Source organism: Niallia sp. NCCP-28 (assembly GCF_023168165.1).
GTDB lineage: Bacteria > Bacillota > Bacilli > Bacillales > Cytobacillaceae > Niallia.
Genome location: NZ_BQYJ01000005.1, coordinates 29657 through 43514, shown reverse-complemented (window position 1 = coordinate 43514; position 13858 = coordinate 29657). Strand labels below are relative to the sequence as shown.

The following is a 13858-nucleotide window of genomic DNA, read 5'->3' as shown; positions in this document are numbered from 1 at the left end:
CGAAAAGCGAGTCTCATTTCACACTTCTCACATCCAATTTAGGGAGGGCGAGTGGTGTGCACGATTACATCAAAGAGAGAACTATCAAGATTGGAAAGTATATCGTGGAGACGAGAAAAACAGTTCGCGTTATTGCGAAGGAGTTTGGCGTATCCAAAAGTACAGTCCATAAAGATTTAACAGAAAGGCTTCCTGAAATTAATCCGGATTTAGCAAATGAAGTAAAGGAAATACTTGATTATCATAAATCCATCCGGCACCTTAGAGGTGGGGAAGCAACAAAAATGAAATACAAGAAGGAAGAATTAGAAGGGGAGACTGTGTAATAAAGTCGAGAAGAATGGATAAAAAAGAACAAAAAGAATCGTCATAAAAACTCTATCGGTAGAATATTTAGTCTATCGATAGAGTATAGAATACATAATTATTCAAATTTCCAAATCGCGCTAGAGAGCTCGATTTTTTTTTGTCTCAGAAATTTTATAATCCAAAAGTACGAACTATTTTTGGATTTATAGGAAATTTATAAGAATATAAGAAAAAATCAAGGAAATTGCTCTAATTATTGACAAAAAGTTACTTCTTTAAGCCTGGTTATGATAAAATAAAAAATTGGAGCAGGTTAAATGACTGCTATGCATAAACGTAAGAATTATGCAAATTAACTTCTAGAATTATACATTAAATGAATAAAACAATGTTGTATTATAGATAGAACGATTGTTATGGAAAAGAATGTTTTTTCATGTAAGGAATTGGTATAAAAATGTGTGGCAAATCTTGCATGCAATGTAACTTTTGTAATATAAACAAAAAGACTTTATCTCATCCTAAAAAGACTCAACTTTATCATAAGAGGCACTGTTTTGTTTTAATAAAAGTATGCGGGAAGCACAGCTAACTTATAAAAGACATGAAAAAGCAACGATATGGATAATGAAAATAATTAGGAAAAAATGGCAGGAGGAAAAAAGGATGTTTGCTAGAGATATCGGGATAGATTTAGGGACAGCAAATGTATTAATACATGTAAAAGGCCGGGGAATTGTTTTAAATGAACCCTCTGTAGTAGCTCTGGATAGAAATACGGGAAGAGTATTGGCTGTTGGAGAAGAGGCGCGCAAGATGGTTGGCCGTACTCCTGGAAATATTGTGGCGATACGCCCATTAAAAGACGGAGTAATTGCTGACTTTGATGTAACAGAGGCAATGCTAAAACATTTTATTAATAAATTAAATGTTAAAGGTTTTTTATCTAAGCCCAAAATTTTAATTTGCTGTCCTACAAATATTACAAGTGTAGAACAAAAAGCGATTAAAGAAGCAGCAGAAAAAAGCGGCGGGAAAAAGATTTATTTAGAAGAAGAGCCGAAAGTTGCCGCAATTGGTGCTGGAATGGATATTTTTCAGCCGAGCGGAAATATGGTAGTGGATATCGGTGGAGGCACAACAGATGTTGCTGTATTATCAATGGGCGATATCGTTACTTCTTCAAGCATTAAAATGGCTGGCGATAATTTTGATAATGAAATTCTTCATTATATTAAAAAACAATATAAATTGTTAATTGGTGAGCGTACAGCAGAAAATATTAAGATTGGCATTGGCACCGTTTTTCCAGGAGGAAGAAATGAGGAAATGGATATTCGCGGCCGTGATATGGTATCAGGTCTGCCAAGAACAATTAAAGTAAAATCAGAGGAAATTGAACAAGCGTTAAGAGAATCTGTAGCTGTTATTGTTCAAGCTGCAAAAAGTGTTCTAGAAAGAACTCCTCCAGAATTATCTGCTGATATAATCGATAGAGGCGTTATTTTAACTGGCGGCGGTGCATTGCTTCATGGTATTGACCAACTTTTGGCTGAAGAATTGAAAGTGCCTGTATTAGTAGCAGAAAATCCAATGGATTGTGTAGCGATTGGGACAGGCATCATGTTGGATAATATTGATAGGCTGCCAAAAAGGAAGCTAGGATAAGAAAATACAAGATATTTATTTATACCCATTTAAAGGTTGGAATAAACAAAAAAGGTCAATGATCAAGGGAATAAACTTCCCGAGAGAATGACCTTTTTCATTATTTTTCGATAGAAGACTCCCGCTTCAAGCGTTAGTTAAGTGAGGGGAGTTCAATTATTAAAATTTTATTCCTTAATAGGGATGGAAATCGCTATTTAGTTTGTGATAGGATATCTGGTTTCTACCAATTCATCGCGAATTTCACCAACAATTTCTTCTAAGATATCCTCCATTGTTACAAGACCTACTGTTTGACCATCTTCGCTTTTTACAATGGCTATATGCATATGGCTTTGCTGCATTTTTAATAACGCCTCTTTGATGAGAGATGTTTCTAAAAAGCTAGGCAGTGTATGAATAAATTTCTCCATTTTTATTTCTCTTCCTGCTACAACATTTGTAAGCATTTCTTTTGTATTAATAAAACCTATAAAATTATCTGTATGGGAATTCAGAGTAATTGGATACCTTGTATATTCATATTGATCTAATACTGCAATCATTTGATCAAAAGTCATGTCTTTTGTTAAGGAAACAATCTTTTCTTTAGAGATCATAATATCCTTTAGAAGGCGTTCATCAAATGCGAAAATATTTTCTAAATATTCCAGCTCGGTTTGATTGATTTCTCCACTTTCGTAACTTTGAGTTACGATTAATTTTAATTCCTCTTCTGAGTGAACAGTTTCATGACCTGCTGGCTTAACTCCAAAGGTACGAAGAAGAACACGGGAAGAACCATTTAATGCTGTAATGAATGGATACATCGCTTTTCCAAACCAGTATAGCGGAGGTGATAATAATAAAGTCATTTTTTCAGCAAATTGAATAGCAAGCGTTTTAGGAGCCAACTCTCCAATAACTACATGCAAAAATGTTACAATGGCAAGGGCAATGCCATAGGAAAGGACAGTAGATAATGCCTCTGGTACGCTAAATCTTTCGAATAAAGGATGAAGCATTTTTTCTACCGTAGGTTCTCCTAATGCACCAAGTATTAAAGCAGTGATAGTAATACCCAATTGACATGCAGATAAGTAATAGTCTAGATCACTGGCAACCTTTTTAGCTATATTTGCCTTTTTATTTCCTTCAGCAATCAACTGATCAATTCTTGACATTCTTACCTTTAAAATAGCAAATTCTGCTCCAACAAAAAAAGCAGTTAACCCAATAAATATGGCTATTAAAAACAAGTTTAAAACAATTAATCCGTCCAATTCATACTCCCCTATTTAAAAAGATTTTCCATTCAATCAATAAATTATTGAGGAAGAACATCCTTTACATTCTCTTTCATTACAGGCTGAGTTAAAACAACCTGCTTGATTTGATAATTGTCCATTTCTGTTATTGTCCATAAATGGTTATCATAGTCTACTTGATCATCTATTTGCACAGTATCAATTAATTGATACTGAATCCAGCCGCCGATAGTATCAATATTATCCTTTTCTTCGAATACAAAGCCAAAGCGATCTTCTAGGTCACTTAATAGAACACGGCCATTGATGGAATATTGATTAGCCCCAATTTTTTGGATATCTGCTACTTCATCAGAATCAAATTCATCTCTAATTTCGCCAACAAGTTCTTCTAAAATATCTTCTATAGTAAGAAGACCTGCAGTTCCACCATATTCGTCGATAACTAATACCATATGAACCCTCTCTTGTTGCATTTTCAATAATGCATCTTGGATTCGAGTTATTTCAAGCACGGCTGGAAGGTCACGGATAAACTCTGTTAATGTATGGCTTCTTCCTGAAGCCATATTGGTAAGCATTTTTTTAACATTTACCATTCCAACAATTTTATCTTTGTCTTCATCAATAGTCACGGGATAACGAGTATAGTTATATTCATCTAAAACATGGACAATTTCATCGTACGGCATATTTTGATCTAAGGCGATAAAGGAAGTTCTGGGAACCATGACATCTTTTGCAACGCGTTCATCAAAGGAGAATACATTCTCCATATATTCCAGTTCAGTTTGATTAAGTTCTCCGCCTTGAAAGCTCTGTGCCATAACAATCTTTAATTCTTCTTCAGAATAAGCATGTTCATGGCCTGCAGGTTTTACTCCGAAAGCTTGAAGGACGATGCGTGAAGCACCATTTAATGCCCAAATAAAAGGATACATAACCTTGCCAAACCAATACAGTGGCGCAGAAAGCATCAGTGTTAACTTTTCGGAAAATTGAAGAGCTAATGTTTTTGGAGCCATTTCTCCAACAACTACATGAAGAAAAGTTACTAGAATAAAAGCAATAGCGTAGGATGCTATTGATGATATTGCTTCAGATACATGGAAATAATCAAATAAAGGATATAATAAACGTTCTACAGCAGGTTTACCCAGCGCGCCAAGTCCAAGTGCAGTGACGGTAATTCCTAATTGACAGGCAGAGAGGTAATAGTCTAAATCACCGGCAACTTTTTTAGCTATAACTGCTTTTTTGTTTCCTTCTGCAATTAACTGATCAATCCTTGACATGCGGATTTTTACAACTGCAAATTCAGAGCCAACAAAAAAAGCAGTAAGTATGATTAGAATAGCAAGCAAGAATAAATTTGTAATGGTAATAATGTCCAAGTATTTCCCCCGTTGAGAGGGATTCACCTCCAAAAAGTAATTATAGTAGTGTCATTAGGGTCATGATAGCTGATAAATTAGGTTCAATTCTCTTATAGACCCGTATTTTTTCTTCTTGTGAAACATGTTTCAGTTTTTCTTCCAAAGTAGAAAGTTTTTGTTGCAGACAATGTATTTCATTCTGAACATCTCTTATAATAGGCTCTATTTCCATTGGCACATTAGGTTTTAGTGCTTTTTTTATTTCTTCAATGGACATCCTTTGTTGTTTTAAAAGTTTTATTCTTTCTAGTGTATGAATCACATCTTCTGAATAAAGACGGTAATTTGAGGAAGATCTTTGTACCTCTAGTAACCCATTTTGAGTATAATAGTCTATTGTTCTTACTGATAATCCACTTAATTCCGCCACTTTGCCAATGCGCAATAACGCCTTCCCAATGTCATTCACTCCTTAAGAAAAGTATATAATTATAATATAGCATAATTAAAACAAAACCGTACAGTAAAACGTTTTGGTTTTGCGAATGAATAATGCAAGTAGAAGAAAAGAAAGCAAATGAGGAAGCGGCTAGGTTTTAAAATGGAAAAAATTAATAACGGTTTTTATACTTTTTCCACAAAATAATACTGTTTTATCTAGTTATTTTTTTTATAATAGGTATATGCAACAGTTCGACATATTTCTTAAATTAATGATAGTTCGAGAAGAAATGGGAGATAAATTATGTTTAAGGGTTTTTATACGGCAGCTTCCGGGATGCTCGCACAGCAAAGAAAAACAGAAATGCTTACCAATAATGTAGCAAACAGCAATACTCCAGGGTTCAAAGCAGATAATGCTAGTATTCGTACATTTCCTGAATTATTGCAGACAAGTGTAGAAAAATCGTCAGCAGGAGCAACTAAAAAAACGGAAATTGGCTCATTGGCTACAGGCGTATACATGCAGGAAGCGATACCTAACTTTGTTCAAGGAGATATGAGGGATACAGGCCTAAAAACAGATATTGCTTTAGTCGATATAAACGTTCCCGGCAATGAGGACAATAAAAATGGCTCTCTTTTTTTTAATGTACAAAATGCAGATGGAGATATGCGCTACACAAGAAACGGAAACTTTATGTTGAATAGCCAAGGATTTTTAACTACTGCTGACGGTTTTTATGTACTAGATGAGAATAATAATGCTATCGAATTACCTGATGAAAATTTTACTGTGTCGGATGATGGTATGATAATGGGAAGCAATGGAGAGGCATTTCGTTTAGGAGTAAGCTATACGGATAATCCACAAAACTTAATAAAAGAGGGAAATGGATTATACCGCCAAGCAGAAGAAGCAGGTCTTGGCAATGCTTATACATCAGCAGGAGTGGACTTCCAATTAAAGCAAGGATATTTGGAAAGCTCCAATGTAGATACATCCAAGTCTATGACTGAAATGATGACAGCCTATCGATCTTTTGAGGCAAATCAAAAAATATTGCAAGCATATGATCAAAGCATGGAAAAAGCTGCAAATGAAATAGGGAAGATTTAATCTTGAACTAATATACCCATAAAGGGGGATACAATGAATAGAGTGATGCTTACAGCAACCAACACGCTAGCACAGCTGCAGCAGCAAATGGATAGTATAAGCAATAATATTGCCAATATAGATACTAATGGATATAAAAAGCAAAATGCAACATTTACTGATCTTTTGACTCAGCAATTCAATAATCAAAAAGATGCAGAGAAAGAAGTAAATCGTTTAACAGCCAATGGCATTAGACAAGGTGTAGGTGCAAAATTAGCGCAAACTCAAACGGTAATGACACAGGGATCCATTACAACATCTGATCGATCTCTAGATACAGCCTTTACAAAAGAAGGGCAGTTGTATCGTGTACAGATAAATAATGGGGATGCAGCAGAAATCCAATATACAAGAGATGGAGCATTTTATTTATCGCCAGTATCAGATACGGAGAATATGCTTGTTACAAAAGAAGGATATTCCGTTTTAGATGAAAATAATTCCCCGATTATTTTGAGCAATAAGGTAAAAGATTATAAAATTTCACCTACAGGAACGTTGATCGCAGATTTAAATAATGGGCAAGAACAAAACGTTAATTTAGGGGTATCTTATGCGAACTTCCCCCAACTTCTTGAAAAGAAGGGGAATAATTTGTATGGAATAGCAGCAAATGCCGGGAATGCAAATGAAATAGTAACGGATTTAGATGGAGATTTACGGGGACAAATTGCCGTTCAACAAAATGCATCGGAAAAATCAAATGTTGATATAAGCAGTGAGATGGTGAATCTTATGGCTACACAACGCGCCTATCAATTTCAGTCCAGGTCAATAACTATGGCAGATCAAATGATGGGGCTTGTTAATGGTATACGTTAAAGGAAAATAGAAGAAATGGGAGAGTATTTTTAATCCCTATCTAACGGACTTTTGTTTCCCCTTTGGAGGTTAGGAGGGAAACCCCACTGATTAAAAGCTTCACTTTATCTGCATCTGTTTGTCAGCAGAAATTGATTATGGCGGACGGTCTTAAGGAAAGCTATATTAATGGTTTGAGCAGACAAAATCTTGATTTGTGAAGAAAAAGAATGTTTATGGACCAATAATTCAGGAGATTTTTTATAGACATCAAAGGGAAAAGCTGTGGGAGGTACTGTCCATTAAAACGGTACAAAGGAGAATCGATATATATGGCTGCAAGTCAAGAACTTGTAAAAACAAGGGAAGAGCTTATCGAGGAAAAAAGCGATCAGCAGGAAAAAATAAATAAAAGTGCCGATCCGCGTAAAAAAATTAGAGTTCGCCTTATTCCTATATGGATGCGTCTTGGCATTATTGCTGTTTTATTAGCATTAAGTGTTCTGTTAGGAGCAATTATAGGGTATAGCGTGTTGGGCAGTGGAAAAGTTTCCGATACTTTTAGTAGAGAAACTTGGACGCATATTATTGATTTAGTCAATAAAAAATAGCAATATAACGTTAAGAGAAGGGAAGGCAATAAAATCCCTTCCTTTTTTATATTCTTTTTTAGTACAATAATATAGAACTACATATTAAGAGGAGGTCATAAAATGCTTGATATTAATCAAATAAAAGAAATTATTCCCCACAGGTATCCGTTTTTGCTAGTAGATCGAATTTTAGAGGTGGAAGAAGGAAAAAAAGCAGTCGGCATCAAAAATGTATCTGCAAATGAAGAATATTTTAATGGGCACTTTCCGGATTTTCCTGTAATGCCAGGTGTTTTAATTGTAGAAGCATTGGCGCAGGTAGGCGCAGTAGCGATGCTCATTAAAGAAGAAAACAAAGGAAAACTTGCTTTTTTTGCAGGAGTAGATAGCTGTCGATTTAAAAAACAAGTATATCCTGGTGACCAGCTTCGTTTAGAAGTGGAAATGACAAGAGTCAGAGGGAAAATCGGCAAAGGCAAATGTGTGGCGACAGTGGATGGCGAAATTGCATGTGAAGCAGAAATCATGTTCGCTTTAGGGGATAAGAAAGAAGAATAATCCGTTTGATTAATGAGATGATACATTCTGTCAAAAGTAAAAATGATATCCTGGTTATAATCATTAGTTAATTTTTGGGAATTTTTTATTAGAGGTAATAATCCCTTTTTCTTGGACATGATAATAGTTGACCAAAAGCGAAGGTCAACAAAAATATCACCAAGAAGAGAGGTTCTATCATGACAAGTAAATGGTTAAAAATCTTAGGGTGTTCTTTGTTGTCTGCAATGTTTCTTGCTGGATGTGGGGATGATGATCAAAATCCTGCTCCAGAAGATGATACAACTATTGAGGATACAGATATTGACGATAACGATGTAGATACAGATCTGGATGATGATAATGTCCCTGATACATCTGATGAAAATACAGACAATGATGGGGATGCTACAATCGACAATAATGATCCTGGTGAAGATATCATTGAAGACAAAAATGATGTAGAAGACAAGGATAATTTAGACGAATAAGCATTATAGAAGGGCTTATTTTCTTTTGACAATTCTTTTTTGATCTATAAGAGTAATGAAATAAAAGCGGGGCTATCCAATATGTTGCTTTTTTAGCTATTGGTTGCCCCTTTTATATTTAAACATGCTGACATATTAATAGCCAAGTCTATTTCCTTTTATGCTGATTTAATTTTTTTCTAAAAAAGCTTGTGGTTTACTCTGCATTAATTCTTTAAATTTAGCAGATAATTCTTCTCCAGCAAATCCCTCTTTTAGCAAATAATCAAGCAGCAACTCTGCATAATCAATGCGATCTCGTTTTAAATTTCCCTCCAATAGAATGCTTGCTGTCTGATTAAATAGTTGAATGGACAGAATCTCTACTTCAAAAGGGGCAGGATCATTTTCCTTTTTTGTAATAACAGCATGTACAAGCAGTTTTTCTTGTTGTTGTTTTCTTTTTTGAAAAAAATCTATATATTCGTGTGTTGTATACACTTCTAGCAGCCACTTGCTTTTTTCATCTTCTTTGTTAATGATAAGGCCATCCACAAGATTAATTGGGACTATCTTATCTTGGAGCAAAACTTGAACGGATATTAATTTAAAAGTCTTCAAAAAATGCCCTCCCAGAGTATATAACTTATATTTACTACAATTATACAGTACATTGAATTTTTGACAAAAAATGAAAGCCCCTCCCAAAATGGAAAAGGAAGGGGCATGATCAGCATTAGGATAATGAGACAAGGTCTTTTAATTCATCTGTTGATAGTTCAGTTATCCAATTTTCATTTTGGATTATCTGATCATTTAATGATTGTTTTTTCTCCAGCATAGCATCAATCTTTTCTTCTAACGTTCCTGTACAAATCAATTTGTGGACATGCACAAATTTAGTTTGGCCGATACGGTAAGCACGGTCTGTCGCTTGGTTTTCTACAGCAGGATTCCACCAGCGGTCATAATGAATAACGTGATTGGCAGCTGTTAAGTTTAAGCCTGTTCCACCAGCTTTTAATGATAGCAGGAAAATAGGAAATTCATTTTGCTGAAATTGCTGAATTAGTGTATCCCTTGTATTTTTTGGAACACTTCCATTTAAAAAAGGTACATCAATATTGAATTTCTTTTTAATCATTTGCTGAATCATGGCACCCATATCGATATATTGAGTGAAGATTAAACAACTTTCATTTCGTTCAATAATTGCTTCCGTTAACTCTGCAAGTTTTTCCATTTTTATAGAACGAGAGAGCAAATCGGTTGGTTTTTCTTCTTTTAAATAAAGGCTTGGATGGTTGCATAACTGTTTAAGCCTGCTTAGCATCTGTAATACTAGCCCTTTTCGCTCAAATCCGGATAATTGTTCAATTCTTGCAAAAGTATCATGAATCAGCTGTTCGTAGAGTGCTGCTTGTTCAGCTGTTAATGGACAATATTCTTTTTGCTCTTGTTTATCTGGCAAGTTCAGCGCCACTTCTTCATCTTTTTTGGTTCTTCTTAATAGAAAAGGACGAATCATTGTTTGGAGTCTTTCTACTTGCTCTTTGTTATCATCCTTCTCAATCGGGATAACAAAATGTTTCTGAAATTGTGAAAGACTCCCTAAATAGCCACGATTGGCAAAGTCGAAAATAGACCATAGCTCATTTAAACGATTTTCCATCGGTGTTCCAGATAATGCAATATAATGATTGGATTTCAGTTTGCGGACAGCTCGTGATTGTTTTGTCTGTGAATTTTTAATATTTTGCGCCTCATCAATCGAGATGGAACTCCAGGTTATTTGATTAAATTGTTCATAATCTATATGGGTTAGACCATAAGAAGTAAGGACAACATCACAATTCTCTGCATGTTCGACAAAGGATTTCTCTTTTAAACGATTAGATCCGTAATGCAGATGAAGCTTCAAGTTTGGTGCAAAGCGTTCGATTTCCTTTTGCCAATTGCCAAGAACAGATGTAGGACAGATGATAAGTGCAGGCGCTCCGTTCTTTTTTTCATTTTCTTTTACTTTTAATAAATAAGAGATAAGCTGGACTGTTTTTCCAAGTCCCATATCATCAGCAAGGATTGCTCCAAATCCGTATTTTCTTAGAAAAAGCATCCAGCTCATCCCAAGGAGTTGGTATGGCCTTAATTCTCCTAAAAAGCTTTCGGGCACTTTTTCTAATGGAAGGCTTTTCACTTCTCTTAATTGATGAATCATGGTTCGCCACTGTTTATTTAGTTCAATTTGAATTTTGGCAAATGATTTAGGATTGTCTAAATCTTCTTTTTGCTGCTCTTCTGTTTGGAGCAGCTCTTGTTCAATTAAATCTCGAACATGCAGCCCTTCTTTTTCCGCTTTTTTCATTAGATCCTGTATTTGCCGTATAAAAGAAGGGTCTAATTTAATCCATTTTCCTCTTATAAAAACAAGTCGTCTTTTTTCTTCGACTAATTTGTTGAATTCTTCTTCTGATAAGTTTACTCCATTCATGGAAAAGCGCCAATTATAATCAAGCATGGCGTCTAGCCCCACAAAAGATGGACGATGGCTTGCATTAGATACTTTTGCTTTTACTTTCATGCTGGCATTTTTCATTGCCTGCCACCAAGAAGGAAGAAGGATGTCGATGCCTAAAGCAAGCAATGTTTCACTAGCATCTGTTAGAAACATCCACGCCTCGTCTTCTGTTAGTTGATTGGTCATCCCATTCTTCCCTTTGAGCCATGGAAATAGATTAATTAAACGATGTTGTTCCTCTTCTATATAATCTTTAAAGGAGAGCCATTTTTTTGGCATATTAGCAGTATCATAAACATCTATCACCATGTCAGGATTACTTCTGCTTTTCAAAAAAAGTTCTAAATTCCAAGATGCATCTAATCCGGCTGGTTCTTCCAATTTAATTCCAAGTGTAAAGGGACAAAAATTCTCTGAAAGCCCCATCCATTTTTGCCAAGTTTCTTCTGTAAAGTAGACGGACAATTTAGATGGAGAGATATTAGCCTGTTGCAGTGCTGTCATTTTTTTGCTGAATTGCTGTTTTGTTTCTTCATTTTGATTTAAATAATCATCTAATGCTTGATTAAACCAACTATCAATAAAGTCTCGGTTTGATTTTCCTTCTAATTCGTCAGGCAGTGATTCTTCCCAAAAGGAGGCATTAAATTCTTCTATTACTCTATAAGGCAAGTTCCAGCGAAACCGTTCATTTTCCCATTCCTTAAAGTCCGGTATCCATTCTTTTTGTTCTATCGCCTCATAAAGGCTTGGAGCTGCAGCTAAGCAAACTTCTGCTGTTTCATTCCAATCCCAATTGATATAACGGTTAAACCGCTCATTTGCAAATAGTGTAGACAATTGCCAAGCATTTAATAAAATGCCCTCTACGTCATTAATGGAACCTTTTTGAAGAATTGTTCCGAAATAGCTTTCTTGATGATACTGAAAAAGTAATTTTTTCCAATGGTCAGGGTGAATATATCTTTCTCCTGAAACTCCTGTTAAAAAAAAACCTTTTTCCTCATAATAATGGACATTTATTTTTAAATAATTAGTTTTCAGCATGTATCAACTTACCTTTCCTGCATTCTTCATGAAAGGCTCTTAACCGTTTTGTTCGCTCAAGAGTGAGAATTAAAAAGCGTTCGAAATCATTAGATTTTTTTAGCTTTTTATACAATGTCCGCAATTTTTTTATTTGTCGAACTGCAATACGGTAATGTTCTCGTGTTTTTAAATCAATATGTTCTTGAATAGAGCGGTGATAAAGGGATAATAAGAGACTTTGATCATATTCCTGAAGCTTTTTGATTTGATGTTTATCTAGTTCATCTATTCCCATTCCCATATAAGTAAATAAATCGATCCACTTATCAAATAATGCATTTTCATACAGAAAGGATTCATAATGGCGAAAGCTAAAAGGCAGTGTTTGTATATATGCTTTTTCTAATAAATCAGGCCGGTTTTTTGCTTCGCAAAAAGGAGCAATCGATTTAATGGCCATGATGCTAAACTCATGACAATAATCTATATCGTCATATTCACTAGAGAGATAATCCTTTAATGGATGTATATAGGACATAATATATGGCTCTACCCTGTTCCAAGCTTTGCGGCTATTGAAGTAATCCATCCAATAAATCAAGTACGGAATAACCGTTGTTTGTAAGGAACGAATATGATCTATTGCTTTTTGATCCTCTTTTAAAAGAATTCTTAAGTGGATGATTGCAATTTTTTCTGCAAAGGAACTTGCACTTGCATCAGTTAATCTCGCTGCTTCATCTAATTGCCATTGTTTTTTTGTAAAAAGATTTGTCCAAAGCATACGGTAAATTTGGATGGATTCAAATTTGATAATTGGATTTATTATAAGAATATCGCTGCATTCCCCTTTTAGCCTTTCTAAAAATTGATCAAAAGAAAAGGGGAAGGTAAAGTTTGCTAATTTATAGATAGTTTCTTCAATTCCTGTCAATAAATCATGGTATATATGCCGGTAATAACGATTAATTGTTGCAGCAGAATGGTCTAGTGTTTTACTTAATAGTAGAAACTTTTTAAATGTATAAACATTTCCCACCAATAAATAAAGCAATTTCCACTCATTTTGAAAAGGGGCATTGCTTTTCAATTTTCGATTATAAATATAATACATTTCTGTAATGGTATGGGGCTTTTGACTTTTGGCCGCTATAAGAGAATCGAAACTTTCATTAAAGGAAGTAATCCATTCTGTATAATCAGGTTCATTTGTTTCGTTGACCTGCAATAAATCGCTTGCTCGCATTAAGTTAAGATTTTTAAGCTCTAATGGCTTTTTATTGGGTTTGCGCCAATCTGCAATCCATGTAGAAACTTTTCCTGCAAGCCCAAGGAAATAAAAAAATACAGCCAATTGATGGCGGCAGATTCCTTCTGTGTAACAAGTGCAAGAACTGGTCTGAATAAAGTTTAAATCGAGGATAACTTTGACCGGTGTCACATCTTGAACAGCACCTGTTACTTTTTCATTGTCAATTTTCACTTGTGAAACAAAACCTTGACGATAAAGAAGCAGCCCTTTTTCTACTGCTTTTTGTGTATTGGGATTGTTAGTATCAAGTATTCGCATGAAGTTCTCTGCGCAATAATTTAACGGCTCTATATATTTGTCTAGAAACATTGTTATCCCTCCAAAAAATCATCAGAACCATTAACATATACAACTAATCCGCATATATTAATTAAAGATTTGTAATGACAGTGTAT

General features: G+C 34.9%; 13 protein-coding genes. 7 read left to right on the top strand and 6 right to left on the bottom strand.

What is annotated here, in order from left to right; all coding sequences use genetic code 11:
* The first annotated feature begins 56 nt into the window (after window positions 1–56).
* Window positions 57–326 carry a sporulation transcriptional regulator SpoIIID gene (gene spoIIID, locus NCCP28_RS15100; protein ID WP_101179322.1) on the top strand — a complete coding sequence of 90 codons (270 nt, stop codon included), beginning with the start codon at window positions 57–59 and terminating at the stop codon, window positions 324–326.
* Between the two features lie 649 nt (window positions 327–975).
* On the top strand, window positions 976–1977 hold the full coding sequence (gene mreB, locus NCCP28_RS15095) for a rod shape-determining protein (protein ID WP_248562262.1): 1002 nt from the start codon (window positions 976–978) through the stop codon (window positions 1975–1977).
* A 197-nt stretch (window positions 1978–2174) separates the two neighbouring features.
* On the opposite strand, the gene NCCP28_RS15090 is transcribed toward mreB, so the two are convergent.
* From NCCP28_RS15090 to NCCP28_RS15080, 3 genes are read right to left on the bottom strand one after another with little or no spacing between them, the layout of a single operon-like run.
* Window positions 2175–3239, bottom strand: a complete 1065-nt coding sequence (locus NCCP28_RS15090) for a hemolysin family protein (RefSeq protein WP_248562261.1) — start codon at window positions 3237–3239, stop codon at window positions 2175–2177.
* Window positions 3240–3283: 44 nt separating this feature from the next.
* Window positions 3284–4618: a hemolysin family protein gene (locus NCCP28_RS15085; RefSeq protein ID WP_248562260.1), complete on the bottom strand. Its 1335-nt coding sequence runs from the start codon at window positions 4616–4618 to the stop codon at window positions 3284–3286.
* Window positions 4619–4658: 40 nt separating this feature from the next.
* Window positions 4659–5045: a MerR family transcriptional regulator gene (locus NCCP28_RS15080; RefSeq protein WP_248562259.1), complete on the bottom strand. Its 387-nt coding sequence runs from the start codon at window positions 5043–5045 to the stop codon at window positions 4659–4661.
* Between the two features lie 300 nt (window positions 5046–5345).
* Between NCCP28_RS15080 and NCCP28_RS15075 the strand changes: the two genes are divergently transcribed.
* From NCCP28_RS15075 to NCCP28_RS15055, 5 genes are all read left to right on the top strand, one after another.
* Window positions 5346–6161 (top strand): flagellar hook-basal body protein, encoded by an 816-nt coding sequence (locus NCCP28_RS15075; RefSeq protein WP_248562258.1) that lies wholly within the window; start codon window positions 5346–5348, stop codon window positions 6159–6161.
* Window positions 6162–6194: 33 nt separating this feature from the next.
* Window positions 6195–7025 carry a flagellar hook-basal body protein gene (locus NCCP28_RS15070; protein ID WP_248562257.1) on the top strand — a complete coding sequence of 277 codons (831 nt, stop codon included), beginning with the start codon at window positions 6195–6197 and terminating at the stop codon, window positions 7023–7025.
* 311 nt (window positions 7026–7336) lie between these two features.
* A complete protein-coding gene (locus tag NCCP28_RS15065; RefSeq protein WP_248562256.1) occupies window positions 7337–7615 on the top strand; it encodes a DNA-directed RNA polymerase subunit beta in 279 nt (92 codons plus the stop codon).
* A 102-nt stretch (window positions 7616–7717) separates the two neighbouring features.
* Window positions 7718–8155 carry a 3-hydroxyacyl-ACP dehydratase FabZ gene (fabZ, locus tag NCCP28_RS15060; RefSeq protein WP_248562255.1) on the top strand — a complete coding sequence of 146 codons (438 nt, stop codon included), beginning with the start codon at window positions 7718–7720 and terminating at the stop codon, window positions 8153–8155.
* Window positions 8156–8334: 179 nt separating this feature from the next.
* Window positions 8335–8625, top strand: coding sequence for a hypothetical protein (locus NCCP28_RS15055; protein ID WP_248562254.1), 291 nt, complete (start codon window positions 8335–8337; stop codon window positions 8623–8625).
* Between the two features lie 168 nt (window positions 8626–8793).
* Here NCCP28_RS15055 and NCCP28_RS15050 read toward each other — a convergent pair whose 3' ends face one another.
* The 3 genes from NCCP28_RS15050 to NCCP28_RS15040 all read right to left on the bottom strand — a co-directional run bounded on the left by NCCP28_RS15050 (window position 8794) and on the right by NCCP28_RS15040 (window position 13772).
* Entirely contained in the window at window positions 8794–9225 is a 432-nt protein-coding gene (locus tag NCCP28_RS15050) for a YwpF-like family protein (protein ID WP_248562253.1), read from the bottom strand.
* A gap of 115 nt (window positions 9226–9340) precedes the next feature.
* The gene (locus tag NCCP28_RS15045; protein ID WP_248562252.1) at window positions 9341–12169 is read right to left on the bottom strand and encodes a DEAD/DEAH box helicase; all 2829 of its coding nucleotides are present in this window, start codon (window positions 12167–12169) and stop codon (window positions 9341–9343) included.
* The gene (locus NCCP28_RS15040) at window positions 12156–13772 is read right to left on the bottom strand and encodes an SWIM zinc finger family protein (RefSeq protein WP_248562251.1); all 1617 of its coding nucleotides are present in this window, start codon (window positions 13770–13772) and stop codon (window positions 12156–12158) included. The genes NCCP28_RS15045 and NCCP28_RS15040 overlap by 14 nt, the downstream gene beginning before the upstream one ends.
* Window positions 13773–13858 lie beyond the last annotated feature (86 nt).

What these genes read in the sequence shown, in the direction of transcription:
- NCCP28_RS15070 (WP_248562257.1), top strand. Translation starts at nt 6,195, where the DNA reads ATGAATAGAGTGATGCTTACAGCAACCAACACGCTAGCACAGCTGCAG.
- NCCP28_RS15040 (WP_248562251.1), bottom strand. Translation starts at nt 13,772, where the DNA reads ATGTTTCTAGACAAATATATAGAGCCGTTAAATTATTGCGCAGAGAAC.
- mreB (WP_248562262.1), top strand. Translation starts at nt 976, where the DNA reads ATGTTTGCTAGAGATATCGGGATAGATTTAGGGACAGCAAATGTATTA.
- NCCP28_RS15065 (WP_248562256.1), top strand. Translation starts at nt 7,337, where the DNA reads ATGGCTGCAAGTCAAGAACTTGTAAAAACAAGGGAAGAGCTTATCGAG.
- NCCP28_RS15055 (WP_248562254.1), top strand. Translation starts at nt 8,335, where the DNA reads ATGACAAGTAAATGGTTAAAAATCTTAGGGTGTTCTTTGTTGTCTGCA.
- fabZ (WP_248562255.1), top strand. Translation starts at nt 7,718, where the DNA reads ATGCTTGATATTAATCAAATAAAAGAAATTATTCCCCACAGGTATCCG.
- NCCP28_RS15045 (WP_248562252.1), bottom strand. Translation starts at nt 12,169, where the DNA reads ATGCTGAAAACTAATTATTTAAAAATAAATGTCCATTATTATGAGGAA.
- NCCP28_RS15075 (WP_248562258.1), top strand. Translation starts at nt 5,346, where the DNA reads ATGTTTAAGGGTTTTTATACGGCAGCTTCCGGGATGCTCGCACAGCAA.